Origin of the sequence: Arcobacter iocasae (assembly GCF_042214795.1) — a bacterium.
Lineage (GTDB): Bacteria > Campylobacterota > Campylobacteria > Campylobacterales > Arcobacteraceae > Arcobacter > Arcobacter iocasae.
This window is the reverse complement of record NZ_CP090177.1, coordinates 1,964,048-1,984,254: the sequence shown is the minus strand read 5'-3', so window position 1 is coordinate 1,984,254 and position 20,207 is coordinate 1,964,048. Positions and strand designations below refer to the sequence as shown.

The following is a 20,207-nucleotide window of genomic DNA, read 5'->3' as shown; positions in this document are numbered from 1 at the left end:
TCTTTATCGTTTTCCATTCTTTTGTTTTCCATTTTCGTTTTCCAACTAATTAAAGTTAAAATTAAAAATAAAATTAAAAGCTTGAACACTTTTATAAAAAGTTACGAATTTTATCCAAAATTTACTTTTATAACTTTAAACTATATTGTAATTAGTATTTTTAAGAAAAACCTTTTACTCGACTGTTACTGACTTCGCTAAGTTTCTTGGCATATCTACATCATTGCCAAGTCGTACTGAAATTTCCATAGAAAACAGTTGTAAAACAACTAACATTTCAAAAAATTCTAGCATATAATGCTCATACTTATTTGTTTTTATATAATCATCTGCTAATTCAAAATCAAGTGGTGAAATAGCGCAAATAGTACTATCCCTAGCACTTAGTTCTTCTACATTTGATTTTATTTTATCATATAATAAATTTTGTGGCATAAGAGCTATTGTAAAAAGTTCTGGATCTGCTAAAGCTATCGGTCCATGTTTCATTTCACCTGCTGGATAACCTTCAGCATGTAAATAAGATATCTCTTTTAATTTTAAAGCACCCTCTAAAGCTAAAGGGAAGAATACGTCTCTTCCAATAAAGAAGAACCCATGACCGTGAAGATATCTTTTTGATAATCTTTTTGTCTTTTCATGGGTAGAATCATGAACTTTAAGTGATTTTGGAACTTCTCTTAAAGCCTTTAATTCACTGTTCATTTCTTCAATGCTAAGTGAGTTTTTATATTGTGCAAAATAAAGTGCCATCATCCATAAAACAACTGTTTGAGTAGAAAATGCTTTTGTTGAAGCAACCCCTTTTTCAATACCAGCTCTTGTTAGAACTGAATAATTAGCAACTCTTGTCATAGATGAGTTATCAACATTACAAACTACAATTGATTTAAGACCCTCTTTATTCGCCATTTTTAAGGCTTCCAAAGTATCTGCAGTTTCACCACTTTGAGAGATAACTATAAAAAGTGTATTTTTGTTTAATAGAGGTTCTTTATATCTAAATTCGCTTGCAATTTCCACACTACATCTAACCTTTGCTAATCTTTCAAAAAGATAAGAAGCTGTAAGTCCTGCATGAAAAGATGTACCACAAGCACAGATTTTAATCTCTTCAATTCCTTCAATTATAGAAGAATCAAACTCTTCAAAATCTACCTTTTCATCACACATTCTTCCAAGCATTGCATCACTTGTGACTACACATTGTTCATGAATCTCTTTTTCCATAAAAAATCTATATCCATCTTTTTGAACAAACTGTTTTGATGTTGGTAATACTCCCCAAGAAATTCTTTGTTCATCGAAAAATTCTATTCGTTTAGCACTTGCTACTCCTCCACAACCATCTTCTAAATATACAACTTCATTTGCAAGTCCTATTAATGGTGCATCTGAAGAAGCGAATAAAACTTCCTCTTTCTCATTTCCCCGCGCTATAATTAAAGGTGAACCATGTTTAAAAAAGTATATATCATTTGGGCAAGATTTTGAAATCAAAAGTATAGAGAAAGCACCTTCTAATCTTTTTATTGTATTTTCAAAAGAAGTTTTACAATCATTTAATTTATTGTTATAAAATTCAAACAAATGAACAATAACTTCAGTATCTGTTTGAGATACAAACTTATGACCAGCAGCTTGTAACTCTTCTTTTAGTTCTTTATAGTTTTCAATAATTCCATTATGTACAACATATGAATATTGACCTAAGTGTGGGTGTGCATTTAGTTCTGTTGGTTTTCCATGGGTTGCCCATCTAGTATGTCCAATTCCTAAATGGTAAGTATGATCTGTTTTTACTTTTTCTTCTAAATTTTTTAATTTCCCTAAAGCTTTAAATACTTCTATTTTGTCATCACTCAATAATGCAATTCCTGCACTATCATAACCTCTATATTCAAGCTCTTTTAAACCATCTAATAAAATATCTTCTGTTTTTTTATTCCCAATATACCCAACAATTCCACACATAAATTAGCCTTTTTTATTTTAAAGTGATATTGTACAAAAATATACATGATATATTACTTTTAGCATTTTTTGATACAATTCTTTTTTATTTCAAGGAGCCAATATCAAATCATTTTTAAAAATTGACAAAGATATCTTTTTTTCTAGCTGCGAAACTTGTGAAGCTAGATGCTGTGATGGAAGAAAAGGAAGTGTTTACTGTCAAATAATTCTTGAAGATTTTGAAAGTGTATATAAAAACTTTCCTATTTTATTTATCTTTGGTGATATGGGATATTTAAAAGCTACTATATTATTAAGTGATGGAAAAAGTTTATGCCCTTATATTGAAGACTTTAAATGTACAATTTATGAAAATCGACCAACAGTTTGTAAAGCCTATCCTCTTAGTACAAATATTGACAATGTAGTTTATTATGATATTAATTGTCCAGGAATTTCTGAAATAGGCACTGATCTTGTAAAAAATGGAAAAGTTTCACCCTCTTTTGACTCTTATATTTTTGATGATTATCAAACAAGATATATAAATACCCATAGAAAACTTGAAAATTTTAACAATTTTGATGATTTTGGACTAGTAACTACAATCAATAATATTAAATTTTATAAATATATTGGAAAAGAAATAAACCCCTATATTACGATGCATCTAGACTCTTTAATTCATCTAAAAAAGTATAATATATAGATATAAGTTTTACTTTAAGTTTACATTTGGATATAATTACAATATCCAAAACAATATGGAGGTTTAAATGAGAGTACTTCTACAGTGGTAGAATTTATACCAAAATTTATTGTTAATCTTTAAGAATTAAAAAGCTTTATTTTACCAAAGCTTGAGTTTACAAAGTTTGTAAGCTTCAAAAGTTAAAAAGGCCCTTTTTATAAAGGGCCTTTTTTTATTTCTAATTTAAATGGAAGGATTATTAAAAATAATCCTTTTTGATATAAGAGAAAAGGTAAAAATAGATTTAATCTATTCTTACATCATTCCACCCATACCTCCCATTCCGCCCATACCACCCATATCTGGCATAGCAGGAGCAGATTTTTCTTCTTTAATATCAGTAACTGTAGCTTCTGTAGTTAATAATAATGAAGCAACTGAAACAGCATTTTGCATTGCGATTCTTCCAACTTTTGCAGGATCTACGATTCCAGCTTCAAACATATCTACATATTCACCAGTTGCAGCATTAAATCCGATATTTTCATTTGCAGATCTTTCTACTTCATTTACAACAACACCAGCATCAAATCCAGCATTGATTGCAATTTGTTTCATAGGTGCTTTAATAGCTCTTAAAACAATAGCAGCTCCGATAGCTTCGTCACCTGTAAGGTCAAGTTTAACTTTTGCAGCAGCTCTGATTAATGCAGCTCCACCACCTATTACAATACCTTCTTCAACAGCAGCTCTTGTTGCACTTAATGCATCATCAACTCTATCTTTTTTCTCTTTCATTTCAGTTTCACTAGCCGCTCCAACTTTGATAACTGCAACTCCGCCACTTAGTTTTGCAAGTCTTTCTTGTAGTTTTTCTTTATCATAATCACTTGTTGTATTTTCAATTTCTGATTTTATTTGAGCTACTCTACCATTTACAGCTTCAGTACTTCCTTCACCATCTACGATAGTTGTATTATCTTTATCAATCACAACTTTTGCAGCTGTTCCAAGTACATCAATCCCACAAGTATCAAGTTTCATACCTAATTCTTCAGATACAACTGTACCATTTGTAAGAACAGCGATATCTTGTAGCATAGCTTTTCTTCTATCACCAAAACCTGGAGCTTTTACAGCTGCTATATTTAACGAACCTCTTAATCTATTTACAACTAAAGTTGCTAATGCTTCACCATCAACATCTTCTGCAATAATTAATAAAGGTCTTCCAGCTTGATTAACTGCTTCTAAGATTGGCAACATCTCTTTTAAGTTAGAGATTTTTTTATCATATAATAAAATATATGGATTAGCTAATTCTGTAATCATTTTTTCAGAATTTGTTACGAAATATGGAGATAAATATCCTCTATCAAACTGCATACCTTCAACTACTTCTAATTCATCAGAAATACCTTTTGCTTCTTCAACAGTAATAACTCCATCTTTTCCAACTTTTTCCATAGCTTCTGCAATCATTGAACCAATTGCATGATCAGAGTTTGCAGAGATAGTAGCAACTTGTTCTATTTCAGTTTTATTTGCAACAATTCTTGATGCTGCTTTTAAATTAACTAAAATAGCTTCAGTAGCTTTGTCCATACCTCTTTTTAAAATAATTGGATTAGCCCCTGCTGTTACATTTCTCAATCCCTCTTTAAAAATAGAGTGAGCTAAAACAGTAGCTGTTGTAGTTCCATCTCCTGCTTCATCAGCAGTTTTTGAAGCAACTTCTTTTACAAGTTGTGCTCCCATATTTTCTAATGTATCTGCTAATTCAATCTCTCTTGCAACAGAAACACCATCTTTTGTGATTGAAGGGGCACCGAAAGATTTTTGTAATAATACATTTCTTCCTCTAGGTCCCATTGTAACTTTTACTGCATCTGCTAATTTCTCAACACCTGCATATAATCTATTTCTTGCTGAATCACTAAATAATACTTCTTTTGCCATTACATAACTCCTATAATATTTTCAATTTCTAATACTAAATAATCTTGTCCATCTAAAGTGAACTCTGTACCTCTATATTGTTCAAATACAATAGTATCACCCTCTTTTAATTCTGTTACTTCTGAACCAATTGCTTTTACAACAGCAGTATTTGGTTTTTCTTTTGCTGAATCAACTAAAATGATTCCACTTGCAGTTTTTGATTCTACTTCAGTTCTTTCTACAAGAACCCTTTTTCCTAGTGGTTTAAATGTCATTATATACTCTCCTATCAAGTTTCTTTATAAATTTTGTAAATTTTAGCACTCTATTTTTTTGAGTGCTAAATTGTAATAAAATTTTTGATTTTTGTCAAGTAAATTGAGTAAAGATGACTAAGAGTTTAAGAAGTAATTTATTTATGCCGATTTATATATTTTATTAATAGATTATTCAGTGAATCATACAAGTTTTCATCTAAAGAATTTAAACTTTCTTCACATTTCAAAGCAAGTTCATTTGCAGCATTTATTGCACCATCAAGTCCAAGTAAATTTACAAAAGAGTTTTTTGCTTCATCATTATGAGTAGTTTTTCCAGCTTCTAAAGAACTTTGTGTTTCATCTAAAATATCATCTTGAATTTGAAACAGAAGTCCAATATCAATTCCAAAATTGTAAAGTTTTTCTTGAGTAGTCAAATCATAGTTTGCAATAATTGCACCCATTTTTAAACTACCTGCAATTAGTTTTGCAGTTTTATGAATATGTAAAAATTCTAGTTGAGATAATTCTAATTTTTGATTTTCAAAAAAACAATCAATTGCTTGACCAATAATCATTCCATCAATTCCACCATCACTTGCTAATACTTTTATACACTCAATCTTAACATCACTAGATAGTGGAGCATTTGCTATTTTATTAAAAGCTTCAGTATTTAAAGCATCACCTACAAGTATAGCCGTTACCTCATCATACTTTTTATGCAAAGTTTCAAAACCTCTTCGTAAAGCAGCATCATCCATAGCAGGTAAGTCATCATGAACTAAAGAGTAAGTATGTAGCATCTCTAAGCCTAAAGCTACAGGAAGAGCACTCTTTACAAGAAGAGAATTTTTTGAGTTTACAACACTTAATAAAAGCATAGGTCTAAATCTTTTTCCACCAGCATCAAGCATTAAACTTAAGGCATCTTCAAAATGAGGATGAAAAGTTTTTGATACTGGAAGATTAGATTTTAAGTAGTTTTCAAAAGTTTCTAAAAGTCTGTTCATTATTTATTTTGACCAAATGATCCCATACCACTCATCATGTTCATAGCCATCATTTTTTTATTTTCATCTGATTGTTTTATTACATCATTCATAGCAGAAATCAGTAAAATTTGTAAAGAGTCTTTATCTTCAAGTAAAGAATCATCAATTTGTAAATCTATAACTTCAGAATTTCCATTAATTGATAACTCAACCATTCCTCCACCTGCTTTTGATGTAAAGATTTTTGAAGCATTATCTTCTTTTGCTTTTTCACTCATATTTTGAACTTGCCCCATAATATCATTTAGGTTAAGTTTGCTTAAATCTATTCCATCAAACATGATCGCTCCCAATTAATTCATTTGTTATAGTAGTTACATTGTTTTTTTCATCTACAAGCACAACTATTGGCTTATAGTTTTCTAATTCTTTTTCACTGTAAGAAGCATAAGCAATAACAATAATTTTATCACCAATTTCTACTTTTCTAGCTGCTGCTCCATTTAGACACATGTCTTTACTTCCCGCTTTGCCTTTTATAACATAAGTAGCAAATCTTTCGCCATTATTTACATTTACTATTTCTACTTTTTGTCCAACTCTTAAACTTGATGCATCCATAAGTTCTTCATCAATTGTAATTGAACCTACATAATTCAAATTTGCATCAGTTACTGTTGCTCTATGAATTTTGCTATAAAGCATATCAATTGTCATAATTCCTCTTTTATTTTGTTAAATTAATAGGTTCACCCCAAAACTGTTCTGGAATAATAAATTCTTGAACAGGATTTCCACCTATTATATGTTCTTGCACAATTTTATCTATTTTTTCCTTAGATAGTTTACAGTACATTGTATGTCCTGGTTCTACTAAAAGTACAGGACCCATTTGACATCTTCCTAGACATGAAGTTCTAATTGCTTGCACAGGTCCCATTAAACCTTTTTCCATCATTTTTTGAGCTAAATAATTGAATAAATCTCTATTTTCTTCTGTTACACAACTAGGTTTTGGCATCCCAGGAGGTGCACTTTGCTCACACTTGAATATATAAAATGTTGGTTGAGGGATAACTGGCATTTCCACTTTTTCTTCCTTCTTGTCATATTTTCGATAATTTTATCCAATAAATATTAAAGACTTCTAAAAACTATTTTTTTAATAAACTCTTAAAAGCTAAGATAATATACTTTAGACCTAAAAAAACAAAGGTAAAAAATGAAAAAAATCTTTATATTAGCAATTTTTGCTATTTCACTTTTTGCTGCAAATCCTGTAGCAATTTTAAAAACAACCCAAGGTACAATTGAGATTGAGTTAAGACCTGACATGGCTCCACTTGCAGTTGAAAACTTTACAACACATGCAAAGAATGGTTATTATAATAATTTGATTTTTCACAGAATTATAAAAGACTTCATGATTCAAGGTGGAGATCCAACAGGTACAGGAAGAGGTGGAGAATCTATTTGGGGAAAACCATTTAAAGATGAATTTTCACCAAATGCAGTATTTGATAAACCAGGGATTTTAGCTATGGCAAATTCAGGGCCAAATACAAATGGAAGTCAATTTTTTATAACTACTGTTCCAACTTATTGGTTAAATGGTAGACATACAATTTTTGGTTATGTAAAAAAAGGTATGGATGTAGTAAAAAAACTAGAAAATGTACCTACAACTGGTAAATATCAAGGAAATAAACCTATAGAAGAGCAAAAAATTATTTCTTTAGAGATAAAATAAAAATTTTATCTCCCATTATAAATTTTTGAAAGGGTTTTTGAATCAACAAAATTCATAACTCTTTTCTCTAAATCCTCAATTCTAACTCTTTCTTCTTTTGCTTTTTCTTCCCAATATTTAGCCTTTTCCAATAATACTTTTGTATCTGTAGAAGCATGCGAAGATTTAACTTTTTCTAACTCTTTTTCTAAATGCTCAACTTCTAAATTTGAAGCACTTCTTAATTGATTTATTTTTTTCTGAGAGTTAATAATAAGCTTTTCCATATTATCTCTTAGTCTTTTAATTTCAATTTTTAAATTTGCATTATCTTTTTGAATTTTTAAGACATCGATGCCTTTTATATTACTTATCTCACTCTTTTCATATTTATTAACTTTTGATGTCAAAATTTTAATATCATCTTTATACTTATCTAAAAGCTTTAGATATTTATCATTATCTAACTCAGCTTTACTTAACTCTTCAAAGAGTTGCTTAACTTGATTTTCAAGCTCATTTATTTGAACACTGTTTTTGGCAAAAGTCTCTTTTGTTTTTATGAAAATATCACTTTTCTCTTTCATTAAAGCAACTTCAACCGCCCTTTGCTTTTTTACATCTTTTGTTATGTCACTTTGAATAATCATTGAGCCATTTATATTACCATCTTCATCATGGGAAGGTATTATAGAAGAATCTAAAATCAAGATATTATTATCTTTTGTGATTTGTTTTAACTTCCCTTTCCACATTTTATTATCTAAAATTTTTGCAAACATATTATTATAGATTTTTATATTCACATCATGATACTTTAAACTTGAAAACTCTTTTCCAATAAGTTCAGTTTTTGAAAAACCTGATATTTTACAAAAATGAGAGTTTACATAAGTTATATTCATTTGAACATCTGTTTTTATTACTATACTATTTATATCAATTGCTTCTTTGTATAAAGAGAGCTCTTTATTTTTAGTTTTAATGATTTTTTTAGCTGATAAGTGTTCTGCAAACTCACTAATCGATTCTAATAAAGTTCTTATATCAATTGGTTTTATAATATAATTAACTATTTTTAATTTTATAGAATCAATTAAAAATTCTTTATCAGAGTATGCAGTTGAGAATATTACTCCCACCTCTTTGTCTAAATTCCTAATTTCTTTTATCATATCAATACCAGACATTTTTGGCATGTTAATATCACTAATTATAAGATCGATTTTTTTATGATTTTTTTTAAATATTTCTAAGCCTTGAGTTCCATTGCTAGCACAAAAAACTTGGGCGAAAAAATTTGTAAGTAAAGAAGCTAATTCTGTTCTCATTACATCATCATCTTCTACATATAAAATAGAGATTTCTTTTAATAAAGTCTTATCTAAAGACATTTAGTTTAACTTTTTTTGATTAATCAACTCAATAAATTTTATAAAATCAAATGGTTTAAGTAAATAATCATTTACCCCATAACTTGCAGCTTCAATCTTATATTTAGCTTCAGTGTGAGCTGTCATTATAATAATATCCAAGTGAGGATATAAAATTTTTGCTTCTTTTATCATCTCTAAGCCATTCATCACAGGCATACTAATATCAGTTACTACTATATCGACTTCACTAGAATGCTCTTTTAAAACATCTAATCCTTCTTGTCCATTTTTGGCCAACAGAAAGTTTACTTCTAATTTTTTTAATGTTTCAGCAATAATATCTAATAAATCTTTTTCATCTTCTACAAAAAGAAATCTTAGTTTCTTTAAGTTATTAATGCTATCTTGTAAACTCTCTGACATCTGTCACCTTTTTTACTCTAATTCTGCTTTACTAACAACAGTTTCAATGTCCATTATTACTAACATTTCATTATTATGCAGTCTTACAAAACCTTTTAAGTATTTTGCGGGAATTGATGAACCTATTTCAGATACTGGAGATAAAGATGTTAAATCAAGTCTTTGTACATCATCAACTTTATCAACAACAATACCAATCATTCTTTTATCTTCTGTTACAACAGCAATTACAGCTGTATTTTGATTATTTACAATATCACCAGTTTTAAATTTAATTCTTAAATCTACAACAGGAACAACTTCACCTCTTAAATTAATAAGTCCTTTTATATATGTAGGAACATTTGGCAAAACAGTTATCATCTCTGGATAAGTCAAAATCTCTCTGATTTTAGGTAGCTCAATTGCGTATTGCATAGAACCTAATACGAACTTCATGTACTCACTTGTGTTAGCGTAATCAATTACGGCATTGTCTTTATTTTTATTTTCCATATGAACTGAACTCCTATTAATAGTGTGTTATCATTTTTTATTATATTTTACTATATTTAGCTTAAATTTTATATATTTTTAATATCTAAAATATTACATCTAACTTTCAATTTAGAACTTTCTAATATTATTTCTTCATTAACTTGTACTTTCTCTAAACTAATGACTTTATTATCTTTTGAAATTTGAACATATCCATCTTTTATTTTTTTATCTGGATGACTAGATTCATAAGTACTTTTTAGATAATTTAGTTCATTTTGTTTTTGTCTTAATATTTGAGACAAAGTATTAGAAAAGTTTGATTTTAAGTAATCTATCTCTTTTTGAATAAATGAAAACTTCTTGTCTAAAGAGTGTTGTTCAAAGTACTTTTTATAGTTTAATATAACTTGTTCTTTATTATAAAGAACTCTTTTAAATCTATTCTCAAATTCAACTTGCAAATTATCCAAATATTGAAGATGTTCATTTTTATCAGGAAGTGCGATTTCCATGGCATTTGAAGGAGTTGCAGCTCTAACATCTGCTACAAAATCAGAGATTAAAAAATCAACTTCATGTCCTACTGCTGATATTACAGGTGTTTTTGCTTCATAAATAGCTCTTGCTACTACTTCTTCATTAAAAGCCCAAAGATCTTCAATACTTCCCCCACCTCGTCCTACAATCATCACATCACAATTTAAGCTGTCAGCTTTTTTTATAGAATTTACTATATCAAATTTTGAAGCTTCACCTTGAACTAAAGTAGGAATTAAAATAAGATTTGCCAAAGGCCATCTATTTTGTGCAACTTTTTTCATGTCTTCAATAGCAGCACCCGTAGGAGAAGTTACCATTACTATAGTTTTAGGATATTTAGGAAGAGCTTTTTTAATATTTGAATCAAAAAGTCCTTCTTTTTGAAGTTTTTCTTTTAATTGTTCAAAAGCAAGGGAAAGAGAACCTTGACCATCTGGGTCAATTTTTGTACACATTAATTGATAATTTCCCCTTGGAATGTATGCTGTGATACTTCCAGAGATTATAATTTTCATGCCTACTTCTAATCTAAACTTTAAATATTGAGCATTTCCCCTAAACATTACACAAGAGATTGTAGAGTTTTCATCTTTTACAGAGAAATATATATGTCCTGAAGAGTGATATGTCAAGTTAGAAATTTCCCCTTGAACATATACACCTATAAAAGTAGTTTCAAGTAAAGACTTAATTTGATTATTTAGTGTTGAGACACTAATGGCTTGATTCATATGTTAAATCAAACCTTTCTTGCAATAAATAGTGTTGAGATATTCATTGAAAAACCTTTTACATAAATAGGTTCCAATCCTGCTTCTTTTAGTTCTAAACATAAATTATCTTGAGTTAAAAATTCATCAATTGAAGTTGGTAGATATGTATATGCTTCTTTATTTTTTGAAATAAGTCCACCTACAGTTGGTAAAATTTTATTTAAATAAAAATCTGTAAGATAATCAAGGGGAGAATTTTTTTCATTTTTTGTAAACTCTAAAATAACTAAAAGTCCATCTTTTTTTAAAGTTCTAGCAAACTCATGGAAAGCCTCTTGTCTTTTAACCACATTTCTAATTCCATAAGAAATAGAAATTATATCAGCTACTTCACTATCAAAAGGAAGTAATTCAGCACCAGCTTCAATAAACTCAACTTCTGGCAATTTTACTTTTGCCACATCCATCATTCCAACACTTGGATCAACTCCAACTCTATTTTGAATCTCTATTGCATTTTTATCTGCTACTTTTTGCCAAGTAGTAAGCATATCACCTGTACCACAAGCCACATCAATTATCTTTTCTATTTTGTTTTTACCATAAAAAGAAAAAGCTAAATTACAAGCTTTATTTCTCCAACTTTTATCAATCCCCATACTCATAACTCTATTTGCTACATCATAAGTTCCAGCGATGTCATTGAACATTGATACTATTTTTTCTTGTTTACCCATTATAAATATCCCTATTATTTAAATAAAAAAACTCCAGCAAGTAAGCCTCCAATAAATCCAACATTTAAAACTACTAATAGTTTTAAAATATCTAATTTTTTGTCTTTTTCTTGCATAAGTTTCAATAAATGCTCTTGCATTTTTAAAGCTTCATTAAATTTTTTACTTGACTTATCTATATCATCAGTTGATTTTTTAAGTGTTAATTCTGTTAACTCTAATTTTTCAACAAGCTCTTTTGCTTGTTTGAAACTCATATCACTCATGTTATTTTTTTTCTAACCATTTATCCAAGTCTTTAAAGATTGGATTTAATACATTTAAAACATAATCTTGTGCTTCAGATTGCACTCTTCTAAAAAATATATATTTTTTTGCACTTGCAACATCACCAGCTTCTTTTGCTTTTAATGCTTTTTCCCTAAAGTCAGTATTATTGTGTGCCATTTCCCAAACTGTACTACCTAAATATCTGCTCATAGTAATTACTTTATCATTTTTTACTGTAAAGTATTTTGGATCTTTCATAAAATCATACATTACCGTATTTGAAGCTAAATATTTATGTCCAAAGAAATTTATAAATTGTTCTTCAACATAATCTTTTTCCATAGATATTGCACGGTTTAGTGCAAATATAATATTTTCATCGGGACTTTGTTCTATTTTTCTTATTTTTTTCATAGTTGCAATTGCATTTTTTCCATCAAGCTCACCATCACCTAAAGGAATAATCCATTTTAGATTTCCAAAAGAACCCACTTTTTTAATCTCATCTAAAACCAATGATGAAGTTTTATTTCCACCAACATCTATAATTATTTCATGATTATCATCCATTAAAATAAGCTCATCCAAATCACTTACTTTGTTTGTTCTTAGCATTCTTTTATTTACTATTTGAGTTGTTGTAAATGATTGACTATCATTATTTTCATCGTCAATTTCTATGTAAGTAATCTTTTTCCCATGTTTTTTATACAAATATGGAGCTATTACTTGCATAGCAACTGTTGATTTTCCAACGCCACCTTTAGTTTGAGGAATAATAATCATTTTTATAAATCCTTTAAGACTTTTTTTGATTTTTCATGAATTCTACAATTTTGCCATGAAATCTACAATATATCATATTTAATGTAATGTCATAATCATAAAGCGAGTCAATTTTATCGAAATTTTCATTAATTCCATATTCTAACCAAGCTTTGAGATCATCATAACTTTCAAACTCATATCCAAAGGTTTTGACTAATCTATTAGTGTAAGAATCCACAACCATTTCTTCTTTATGACAAGCATAACACAAAATTGCATCACAAGTTTCTGCCCCAATTCCCTTTTGAGAAAGTAACCAGTCCCTAGAAACATTTTGTTTAAAAATTTCAAAGTCACCAAACTCTTCAAGTATATTTTCACATATTTTTTTGATTCTTACTGACTTTTGATTTTTAAAACCACTTGGAGTAATTGCAGATATTAAAATATCTGTATCAACTGTTGAAAGTTTTTCTAAATCCAAAAGTTCTAGTTTTTTTAGGTTTTCTAAAGATTTTTCTACATTTATCCATTTTGTATTTTGAGTTAGTATTGCACCTATGAAAACTTCAAAATCACTGTTTGTTGGCCACCAATATTTATACTTTGTATCTATTAAATTCTTTTCTTTTAAAAAAATATATAAATCAAAAGAGTTTAAAATACTATTCAAAAAGTGCCTTTGTAATTATCTCTTCATCTTTATCACATAATATTTTTATTTTAAAAGCATCTTTTGATTTACCATCTTCTAAATCCATCACAAGAACTTGTAAAATAGACTTACATGAACTAGAAATTGTAAAGTGCCCACCTAAGCCAGTTGTTGCTTTATCTATTGGATTTTTTGCATCCATTCCTATGACATTGTCTCTGCAACCAGTTAATCCAATATCACTTAAGTATGTAGTTCCATCAACTATTTGTAAATCATCAGTTCCCACATGAGTGTGAGTTCCACAAATACCACTCACTTTTCCATTAAACATCATGGCCATGACTCTTTTTTCACTTGTAGCCTCACCATGAAAATCTATAAAAATATTTTTGATATTTTGTTCTTCAAGTTCTTTCATAATTTGGGTTGCTTTATTGAAAGGATTATCACAAATTGGCATTGCAAAATTTCCCATTAAATTTATAACTGCAAGTTTTTCACCAGCAACATCAAATACCATATGTCCAACTCCTGGCATCGCTTCTGGGAAGTTTGCAGGTCTAAGTACATTTTGGCTTGTTACTAGATTTATCATCTCTTGTTTTTTATCAAAAGAGTGATTCCCTCCTGTTATTAAATCAACCCCTACTTTAAAAAGTTCATTTGCATTTTTAACTGTTAAGCCAAAACCGTGACTTGCATTTTCACCATTTGCAATTACAAAATCAATTTCATATTTTGCTCTTAGTTTTTTTAAATTTTGTTCTATGATTTTTCTACCAGGTCTACCAACTATATCACCTATAAATGCTATTTTCAAATTATTTCCCTTAATTTATCTAATTGGATTGTATCAATTAAAAAGTTAGTTTTTTCTTTTATTTCTCTCATTTTTTATATTTCGAATCATAAGCAAAAGAAAAAACAGACCAATTGTAAAACTTATAATTGATGGAATTAAATTTGTTGAATCATAAAAATTATATGCAATTACAAAAGATAACATTGATATTACTAAACACATCTTTAATCCTTAGTTTTATATTTATAAAAATATCCAATTATTCTAATATAAATGATTAAATTTAAAATTTACCTTTCCTTTTGCAACTAAGTTGCATTTAAGAAAATCGGATGTATTATTCCAAAACTAAATGCAACTTAGTTGCAAATAAAAGGAAGAATTATGTTTAAAAAAATTTTAGTATTAAGTATATTAGCATCATCAGTTTTGTTTGCTAAATTAACAGTTACGACAACTATATATCCACTATATAGTGTAGTTAAAGAAGTTGGTGGGAAAAATGTTATTCTAAATAATTTAATTCCATTTGGAACAGAACCCCATGATTTTGAGCCAAATCCAAAAAATATGGTTGTTTTATCAAAAAGTGATATTTTTATAACAAGTGGTCAAGTTATGGAACCGTGGAGTAAGAAGATTATAAAATCAATGGAAATAGCTGACAAAACATTTGATATGAGTAAACATGTAAAATTAGCAACTCACAAAGAGTTTGAAGATGGTAAAGTTTATGATCCTCACTATTGGCTAAGTTTTGATAACTATATTAAGATGATAAAAAATGTTGAATCTCTTTTAATCAAAAAAGACCCTGCGAACAAAAAAAGTTATCAAAAAAATGCAAGTACATATCTAAAAGAAATAACTACTTTGCAAGCAAAATATCAGACTTTAAAAACTTGTAAAAATAAAAAAGTTGTTGTAAATCATGATGCATTTGGATATTTAGCAAATGATTATGGAATAACACAATACTCTATTTCTGGTATGTCTCCGGATGAGGAACCATCAGCTAAACAAATTGCCGAGCTTATTAAAATAGTAAAAAAAGAAAATATTCATACAATATTTTTTGAAGAGTTTGCAAGTGACAAAATAGCAAAAACAATTGCTGATGAAGCAAATGTTAAAACAGATGAACTAAGTCCAGTTGAAAATATAACCCAAAAACAAAATGAAGAAAATATTGGTTTTGTTTCTATTATGGTAGAAAATTTAGCTAAATTAAAAGATGCAATGAATTGTCAATAAAATTCTCTGATATCATAATTGATATAAAAAACCTAGGATATAAAGATATCCTTCAAGATATATCTTTTGAAATATTAAGGGGTGAATATGCTGCCATCATTGGTCCCAATGGTGGTGGTAAAAGTACCTTAATGAAAATAATATTAGGATTAATAAATCCTAATATTGCAGATATTAAACTATTTAATACCAAACAATCTTTATTCAAACAATATTATAAAATTGGATATGTACCACAACGAGCAACTTTAATTGACAGTAGTTTCCCTATTACTGTACAAGAAGTGATTAATCTTGGATTAGCCTATAAAACTTCTTTGTTTTCAAAAATATCAAAAGAAGATCATAAAAAAATTGAATCTATTATGGAAAAAATTGAAATTACTGATTTGAAAAATAGAAGAGTTTCTGAACTTTCAGGTGGTCAAAGACAAAGAGTAATGATAGCTAGAGCACTTATAAGTAGTCCAGAATTATTAATACTTGATGAACCAAATACAGGTGTAGATACCAATTCTCAAACAAAATTTTATGAAATATTAAAAAAATTAAATAAAGAAGATAATATCACAATACTTTTTGTCACTCACGATTTAGGAGTGATTGTAAATGATATAAAAAGAGTTTTATGTATTAACCAAACTCTTCTATCATGCCATACTCCACATGAGATATTAAATAATAAGCAAATGAGTAAATTATATGGCATTGACACTAATATTGTTTGTCATCATCACTAAGGAAATATATGGAAATCTTTGAATACTCTTTTATGATAAGAGCTTTTATAGCAGGTATTTTTATAGCAATTTTAGCACCTACTTTAGGTACTTTTGTAGTTGTAAGAAGATATTCTATGTTATCTGATGCTTTAGCTCATATTTCGCTACTTGGTGTTGCCCTTGGTTTTTTGTTCTCAATCTCAACAACATATAGTGCAATTTTAATAGCCATTTTAGCTTCACTTTTTATAGAATACCTAAGAAAAAACCATAATATATATTCTGATTCTATTTTATCAATATTTTTATCTTCAGCCCTTGCACTTGCAATTATTATAGTTTCAATTTCAAACTCTTTTAATGTAGCTTTATTTAGTTATCTCTTTGGTTCAATTGTTGCTGTTTCAAAAGAAGATATTTGGACAATTTGTATATTTGGAATTTTATCTGCTCTTTTCATTATCAGCAATTATCAAAAACTACTTTTTGTAGCATTTGATGAAGAAGTTGCAAAAGCTTCTGGAATAAATGTAAGTTTTTTAAATTATATGTTAGTTTCACTTGTGGCAATTACAGTTGGACTATCCATAAAAATTATTGGTGTACTATTAATAGGTGCCTTAATGATTATGCCAGTAATTTCTGCAATGCAATTTGAAAAAAGCTTTTTTGTAACTTGTTTATTGGCAGTACTTTTTGCAGTTTTAGCTGTTGTAGTTGGGCTTTTTGTCTCATTTTATATATCTTTACCAAGTGGTGCGACTATTGTGGTAAGCTCATTGGTTTTATTTATACTAAGTTTATCATTAAAAATAAACAAAAAAAGAGTTATATAGATTTATTTAACTCTTTTGCACAAACAAAGGCACTTGAAAATGCAAACTGAAAATTAAATCCACCAAGTTCGCCTGTTACATCCAAAGCTTCACCTATAAAGTATAAATCTTTTTTGATTTTGCTTTCCATGGTTTTAATATCAATCTCATCAACTTCCACTCCCCCTTTTGTAACTTCTGCTTTTGTATATCCAAAGTTTCCAGCAGGTGCAAACTCATAGTTTTTTAAAACTTCTAATTTATTTAATTCTTCTTTTGTCAAACTACTAATTGGCTTATCATCTATTTGAACAGACTTTAAAAACTCTTGCATAAATCTTTTTGGTAAATTAAAACTTGAAGAGATATTTTTATTACCTTTTAAAAAGGATTTAAAAGTTTTATTTGGCAAAAAGTCTAAGCTCATCTTTCCTTTTTTCCAATATAAAGAACTATTTAAAATCACAGGTCCAGTTATACCTTTATGGGCAAAAAGAAGACCTCCTTCAAAACTTTTATTTTCTACATTTGCTTTTACAAACATAGAAACTCCACTTAATTCTTTGAACCAAAATTGCTCTTTTTGAACTGTGAAACCTACAAGGGCTGGATTTAAAGGATTTACTTTATGATTAAAAGATTTTGCGATATCAAAAGCGATGGAACTAGCTCCCAAACTTTGATAACTCAAACCTCCACTTGCAATTACTACTTTTTTTGCTTCGATTGTTTTACTGTTTGTTTTTATTTTATAGAAGTTTTCATATTCTATATCTGTTACTGTTGTATTTAAAAAAACCCTTTTATTTTTTATAAGTTTTGAAAACATATCAATAACATCTTGGGAAGTATTACAAAAATATGTTCCTTTAACAATTTTTTCATTTAGTTTGAAATCCAAATTTTGTTTTTTTAAAAATCTTATTAAGTCTTCATTTGAAAACTCTTTTAACACTGAAGCTACAAAATCACTCTCACCTAGATAATTATTAGCAGTAACTTTATTGTTTGTAATATTACACTTTGCGCCACCTGATACTTTTATTTTTGCACCAACTTTTGCATTACTATCTATTAAACAAACATTATCATTTTTTAAAACAGAAGCTAGCATCAAACCACTTGCTCCTGCCCCTATAATTGCAATATCAAATATTATTTATCCTTTTGTTCATTCTTAGCTATTATAAAAATATTTATGCCATCTTTGTACTCATATTTAAGTATGCAATTATTTGCTTTAAGTATAGAATTTACTATATATAAACCAAGTCCAAAGCTATTTTTACTTTTACTTTCATTTGCAAAAAATGGTTCAAAGTATTTTTCAAGGGGATACTTCAAGCCCTCACCTCTATTTTCAAATATTATTTCATCTTTATCATTTGACTTTATAGTTACTTTTTTATCATCAGAATATTTTATTGCATTGTCAATTAGATTTTTAACAGCCAAACAAAAGAGTTTAAAGTTTACATTTAGTTTTTTATTTTCGTATTCTGAAATAATCACATCTTCTTCTACCATAAGCATATCTGTAGCATTATCTATAATATCATCTAAAAAATAGTTATTTTTTACAATATTTTTAGTAGAAGAAATGAGCTCTTCGATTTGAGTAAATTCACTAATTAAAGATTCTAATCTAGTAAATACTCTTCTCATTTTTTCAGCATTTTCATCACTACTTTCCAATTCACTTAGAAACTTACCTTTTGTAATTGGAGTTTTAAGTTCATGCATTATATTTCTAATAAATACATTCCTTGATTCTTTTATATCTTTTAATTTTTTTGCTGTATTTTTAAACTCAATTGCTAATTGGGAAACTTCATCCGAATCATTTGTATCATATTCAAAATCAAAATCCTCTTCTCCTAGAGTTTTTACTTTGTCTTTTAAAAGTTTGATAGGATATAATTTTTTCCAAGTGGTAATAAAAGATAAAATAATTGCTATAAATAACACTGCAAAAACCACTATTAAATATATCAGTGGATTTACATGTTTATAGTCACTATCTTTAAACATTATTTCTAAGCCATCACTTTTTATAAACAAATAGCTATCACCATGTAAATCTAAAACTCTAACTAGGATTGTTCTATATCTTCGCTCTAAAGCAACTTTTGTTTGGGGATTATATAAAACTGCATTCATTTTGCCAATATCATTTATAAATTCCATATCCATATTTGATAAAGATTCAACAAAAAATTTAGTCAATCCATTTGTTCTTTGTTGTTCTAATACCATTTTAGCTACTGGTAAATATTTTTTAGAAAGATGTTTTTCTTTATCATCTTGAGTATGAAGTACCAATATAATAAAACTAGCTATTACTAAAAATATAGATATAACAAAACTAATTGTTACAGTAAAAAATATTGATTCTTTTTTCATTGTAAAAATTTGTATCCCATACCTCTTATTGTATGCAAATAATTTGGTGTTTTGGGATTTGCTTCTATTTTGTGTCTTATTCTATTTATTATAACTGCAAGTGAGCCAATATTGTCATAATCACTATTTAACAAATCACTATTTTCAAAGATATCATCCCTTGAAACAATAAATCCCTCTCTTTTTATCAATAAAGATAATACTTCATATTCAGCAGCTGTTAGTCTAATAAATTTACCATTTTTTCTTATCTCTTTTTTCTCTTCATCAAAGATAAAAACTTTTTTTGGTTTCTCTTCTATTTTAGTACTTATATTATATCTTCTTAAAATAGTTTTGATTCTTACTTCTAACTCTCTTGGATCATAAGGCTTTGGTAAGTAATCATCAGCTCCCAGTTGTAAAGCAGTAACTTTATCTGTAATATCACTTCTTGCACTTGAAATAATAATTGGAATATCATGGTTTGTAATTATTTGTTTACAAACATCCAAACCATCCATTCCAGGAAGAGTTAAGTCTAAAATTATCAAATCAAATTTATTTATTTTTAAACTACTAAGGGCCAAAAAAGGCTCTTCATAGTTTGTCACTTTTATATTAAACTTACTTAAATATTCGGTTAGAACTTCTGCTAATTCTGCATCATCTTCCACCATTGCTATATTTATCAT

At 28.2% G+C, this 20,207-nt stretch carries 25 protein-coding genes; 5 read left to right on the top strand and 20 right to left on the bottom strand.

Annotation, left to right across the window (positions count from 1 at the left end):
• Positions 1–174: 174 nt before the first annotated feature.
• Positions 175–1,974, bottom strand: coding sequence for a glutamine--fructose-6-phosphate transaminase (isomerizing) (gene glmS / locus LXN10_RS09985; protein WP_375722886.1), 1,800 nt, complete (start codon positions 1,972–1,974; stop codon positions 175–177).
• A gap of 268 nt (positions 1,975–2,242) precedes the next feature.
• Here glmS and LXN10_RS09980 point away from each other — a divergent pair, with 268 nt between their 5' ends.
• Positions 2,243–2,665: a YkgJ family cysteine cluster protein gene (locus LXN10_RS09980; RefSeq protein ID WP_375722885.1), complete on the top strand. Its 423-nt coding sequence runs from the start codon at positions 2,243–2,245 to the stop codon at positions 2,663–2,665.
• A 297-nt stretch (positions 2,666–2,962) separates the two neighbouring features.
• On the opposite strand, the gene groL is transcribed toward LXN10_RS09980, so the two are convergent.
• From groL to LXN10_RS09950, 6 genes are all read right to left on the bottom strand, one after another.
• Positions 2,963–4,606, bottom strand: a complete 1,644-nt coding sequence (gene groL / locus LXN10_RS09975; protein WP_375722884.1) for a chaperonin GroEL — start codon at positions 4,604–4,606, stop codon at positions 2,963–2,965.
• Positions 4,606–4,863 (bottom strand): co-chaperone GroES, encoded by a 258-nt coding sequence (gene groES, locus LXN10_RS09970; RefSeq protein WP_013134507.1) that lies wholly within the window; start codon positions 4,861–4,863, stop codon positions 4,606–4,608. The genes groL and groES overlap by 1 nt, the downstream gene beginning before the upstream one ends.
• A gap of 137 nt (positions 4,864–5,000) precedes the next feature.
• Positions 5,001–5,861 carry a polyprenyl synthetase family protein gene (locus LXN10_RS09965; protein WP_375722883.1) on the bottom strand — a complete coding sequence of 287 codons (861 nt, stop codon included), beginning with the start codon at positions 5,859–5,861 and terminating at the stop codon, positions 5,001–5,003.
• A complete protein-coding gene (locus LXN10_RS09960; protein WP_013134505.1) occupies positions 5,861–6,184 on the bottom strand; it encodes a YbaB/EbfC family nucleoid-associated protein in 324 nt (107 codons plus the stop codon). Before LXN10_RS09960 ends, LXN10_RS09965 begins: the two co-directional genes overlap by 1 nt.
• Complete coding sequence (gene panD / locus LXN10_RS09955; protein WP_375722882.1) at positions 6,177–6,560, bottom strand: aspartate 1-decarboxylase; 384 nt, start codon at positions 6,558–6,560, stop codon at positions 6,177–6,179. The genes LXN10_RS09960 and panD overlap by 8 nt, the downstream gene beginning before the upstream one ends.
• Positions 6,561–6,570: 10 nt before the next feature.
• Complete coding sequence (locus LXN10_RS09950) at positions 6,571–6,927, bottom strand: (2Fe-2S) ferredoxin domain-containing protein (protein ID WP_375725339.1); 357 nt, start codon at positions 6,925–6,927, stop codon at positions 6,571–6,573.
• 138 nt (positions 6,928–7,065) lie between these two features.
• Between LXN10_RS09950 and LXN10_RS09945 the strand changes: the two genes are divergently transcribed.
• Positions 7,066–7,593: a peptidylprolyl isomerase gene (locus LXN10_RS09945; RefSeq protein ID WP_375722881.1), complete on the top strand. Its 528-nt coding sequence runs from the start codon at positions 7,066–7,068 to the stop codon at positions 7,591–7,593.
• Positions 7,594–7,598: 5 nt separating this feature from the next.
• Here LXN10_RS09945 and LXN10_RS09940 read toward each other — a convergent pair whose 3' ends face one another.
• The 10 genes from LXN10_RS09940 to LXN10_RS09895 form a co-directional block, all read right to left on the bottom strand.
• A complete protein-coding gene (locus tag LXN10_RS09940) occupies positions 7,599–8,966 on the bottom strand; it encodes a response regulator (protein ID WP_375722880.1) in 1,368 nt (455 codons plus the stop codon).
• Positions 8,967–9,371, bottom strand: a complete 405-nt coding sequence (locus tag LXN10_RS09935) for a response regulator (protein WP_375722879.1) — start codon at positions 9,369–9,371, stop codon at positions 8,967–8,969.
• Positions 9,372–9,383: 12 nt separating this feature from the next.
• Positions 9,384–9,866, bottom strand: a complete 483-nt coding sequence (locus LXN10_RS09930; RefSeq protein WP_375722878.1) for a chemotaxis protein CheW — start codon at positions 9,864–9,866, stop codon at positions 9,384–9,386.
• A 68-nt stretch (positions 9,867–9,934) separates the two neighbouring features.
• Positions 9,935–11,122: an exodeoxyribonuclease VII large subunit gene (gene xseA, locus LXN10_RS09925; RefSeq protein ID WP_375722877.1), complete on the bottom strand. Its 1,188-nt coding sequence runs from the start codon at positions 11,120–11,122 to the stop codon at positions 9,935–9,937.
• Between the two features lie 8 nt (positions 11,123–11,130).
• On the bottom strand, positions 11,131–11,841 hold the full coding sequence (ubiE, locus tag LXN10_RS09920) for a bifunctional demethylmenaquinone methyltransferase/2-methoxy-6-polyprenyl-1,4-benzoquinol methylase UbiE (protein WP_375722876.1): 711 nt from the start codon (positions 11,839–11,841) through the stop codon (positions 11,131–11,133).
• A 14-nt stretch (positions 11,842–11,855) separates the two neighbouring features.
• Positions 11,856–12,107, bottom strand: a complete 252-nt coding sequence (locus tag LXN10_RS09915; protein ID WP_375722875.1) for a hypothetical protein — start codon at positions 12,105–12,107, stop codon at positions 11,856–11,858.
• Between the two features lies 1 nt (position 12,108).
• Entirely contained in the window at positions 12,109–12,897 is a 789-nt protein-coding gene (locus tag LXN10_RS09910; protein ID WP_375722874.1) for an AAA family ATPase, read from the bottom strand.
• Between the two features lie 13 nt (positions 12,898–12,910).
• Positions 12,911–13,552, bottom strand: a complete 642-nt coding sequence (locus LXN10_RS09905; RefSeq protein WP_375722873.1) for a 3-methyladenine DNA glycosylase — start codon at positions 13,550–13,552, stop codon at positions 12,911–12,913.
• A complete protein-coding gene (locus LXN10_RS09900) occupies positions 13,545–14,357 on the bottom strand; it encodes a TIGR00282 family metallophosphoesterase (RefSeq protein ID WP_375722872.1) in 813 nt (270 codons plus the stop codon). Before LXN10_RS09900 ends, LXN10_RS09905 begins: the two co-directional genes overlap by 8 nt.
• 45 nt (positions 14,358–14,402) lie before the next feature.
• A complete protein-coding gene (locus LXN10_RS09895; RefSeq protein WP_375722871.1) occupies positions 14,403–14,561 on the bottom strand; it encodes a hypothetical protein in 159 nt (52 codons plus the stop codon).
• Positions 14,562–14,723: 162 nt separating this feature from the next.
• Between LXN10_RS09895 and LXN10_RS09890 the strand changes: the two genes are divergently transcribed.
• The 3 genes from LXN10_RS09890 to LXN10_RS09880 are packed head-to-tail and all read left to right on the top strand — an operon-like array spanning position 14,724 to position 17,151.
• On the top strand, positions 14,724–15,593 hold the full coding sequence (locus LXN10_RS09890; RefSeq protein ID WP_375722870.1) for a metal ABC transporter substrate-binding protein: 870 nt from the start codon (positions 14,724–14,726) through the stop codon (positions 15,591–15,593).
• The gene (locus LXN10_RS09885; protein WP_375722869.1) at positions 15,584–16,333 is read left to right on the top strand and encodes a metal ABC transporter ATP-binding protein; all 750 of its coding nucleotides are present in this window, start codon (positions 15,584–15,586) and stop codon (positions 16,331–16,333) included. Before LXN10_RS09890 ends, LXN10_RS09885 begins: the two co-directional genes overlap by 10 nt.
• Before the next feature lie 8 nt (positions 16,334–16,341).
• Positions 16,342–17,151 (top strand): metal ABC transporter permease, encoded by an 810-nt coding sequence (locus LXN10_RS09880; RefSeq protein WP_375722868.1) that lies wholly within the window; start codon positions 16,342–16,344, stop codon positions 17,149–17,151.
• On the opposite strand, the gene LXN10_RS09875 is transcribed toward LXN10_RS09880, so the two are convergent.
• Genes LXN10_RS09875 through LXN10_RS09865 form a run of 3 tightly spaced genes read right to left on the bottom strand, consistent with a single transcriptional unit; the run spans position 17,144 to position 20,207 of the window.
• Complete coding sequence (locus LXN10_RS09875; RefSeq protein ID WP_375722867.1) at positions 17,144–18,244, bottom strand: NAD(P)/FAD-dependent oxidoreductase; 1,101 nt, start codon at positions 18,242–18,244, stop codon at positions 17,144–17,146. The genes LXN10_RS09880 and LXN10_RS09875 overlap by 8 nt on opposite strands.
• Before the next feature lie 41 nt (positions 18,245–18,285).
• Complete coding sequence (locus tag LXN10_RS09870) at positions 18,286–19,533, bottom strand: ArsS family sensor histidine kinase (protein ID WP_375722866.1); 1,248 nt, start codon at positions 19,531–19,533, stop codon at positions 18,286–18,288.
• A complete protein-coding gene (locus LXN10_RS09865) occupies positions 19,530–20,207 on the bottom strand; it encodes a response regulator transcription factor (RefSeq protein WP_375722865.1) in 678 nt (225 codons plus the stop codon). The genes LXN10_RS09870 and LXN10_RS09865 overlap by 4 nt, the downstream gene beginning before the upstream one ends.

Coding starts and splice junctions, on each gene's coding strand:
- LXN10_RS09960 (WP_013134505.1), bottom strand. CDS start 6,184: ATGTTTGATGGAATAGATTTAAGCAAACTTAACCTAAATGATATTATG.
- LXN10_RS09945 (WP_375722881.1), top strand. CDS start 7,066: ATGAAAAAAATCTTTATATTAGCAATTTTTGCTATTTCACTTTTTGCT.
- LXN10_RS09935 (WP_375722879.1), bottom strand. CDS start 9,371: ATGTCAGAGAGTTTACAAGATAGCATTAATAACTTAAAGAAACTAAGA.
- xseA (WP_375722877.1), bottom strand. CDS start 11,122: ATGAATCAAGCCATTAGTGTCTCAACACTAAATAATCAAATTAAGTCT.
- ubiE (WP_375722876.1), bottom strand. CDS start 11,841: ATGGGTAAACAAGAAAAAATAGTATCAATGTTCAATGACATCGCTGGA.
- LXN10_RS09965 (WP_375722883.1), bottom strand. CDS start 5,861: ATGAACAGACTTTTAGAAACTTTTGAAAACTACTTAAAATCTAATCTT.
- LXN10_RS09895 (WP_375722871.1), bottom strand. CDS start 14,561: ATGTGTTTAGTAATATCAATGTTATCTTTTGTAATTGCATATAATTTT.
- LXN10_RS09950 (WP_375725339.1), bottom strand. CDS start 6,927: ATGCCAGTTATCCCTCAACCAACATTTTATATATTCAAGTGTGAGCAA.
- LXN10_RS09980 (WP_375722885.1), top strand. CDS start 2,243: ATGGGATATTTAAAAGCTACTATATTATTAAGTGATGGAAAAAGTTTA.
- LXN10_RS09880 (WP_375722868.1), top strand. CDS start 16,342: ATGGAAATCTTTGAATACTCTTTTATGATAAGAGCTTTTATAGCAGGT.
- glmS (WP_375722886.1), bottom strand. CDS start 1,974: ATGTGTGGAATTGTTGGGTATATTGGGAATAAAAAAACAGAAGATATT.
- LXN10_RS09910 (WP_375722874.1), bottom strand. CDS start 12,897: ATGATTATTATTCCTCAAACTAAAGGTGGCGTTGGAAAATCAACAGTT.
- LXN10_RS09875 (WP_375722867.1), bottom strand. CDS start 18,244: ATGCTAGCTTCTGTTTTAAAAAATGATAATGTTTGTTTAATAGATAGT.
- LXN10_RS09930 (WP_375722878.1), bottom strand. CDS start 9,866: ATGGAAAATAAAAATAAAGACAATGCCGTAATTGATTACGCTAACACA.
- LXN10_RS09870 (WP_375722866.1), bottom strand. CDS start 19,533: ATGAAAAAAGAATCAATATTTTTTACTGTAACAATTAGTTTTGTTATA.
- groES (WP_013134507.1), bottom strand. CDS start 4,863: ATGACATTTAAACCACTAGGAAAAAGGGTTCTTGTAGAAAGAACTGAA.
- LXN10_RS09940 (WP_375722880.1), bottom strand. CDS start 8,966: ATGTCTTTAGATAAGACTTTATTAAAAGAAATCTCTATTTTATATGTA.
- LXN10_RS09865 (WP_375722865.1), bottom strand. CDS start 20,207: ATGATAAATATAGCAATGGTGGAAGATGATGCAGAATTAGCAGAAGTT.
- LXN10_RS09915 (WP_375722875.1), bottom strand. CDS start 12,107: ATGAGTGATATGAGTTTCAAACAAGCAAAAGAGCTTGTTGAAAAATTA.
- groL (WP_375722884.1), bottom strand. CDS start 4,606: ATGGCAAAAGAAGTATTATTTAGTGATTCAGCAAGAAATAGATTATAT.
- LXN10_RS09890 (WP_375722870.1), top strand. CDS start 14,724: ATGTTTAAAAAAATTTTAGTATTAAGTATATTAGCATCATCAGTTTTG.
- panD (WP_375722882.1), bottom strand. CDS start 6,560: ATGACAATTGATATGCTTTATAGCAAAATTCATAGAGCAACAGTAACT.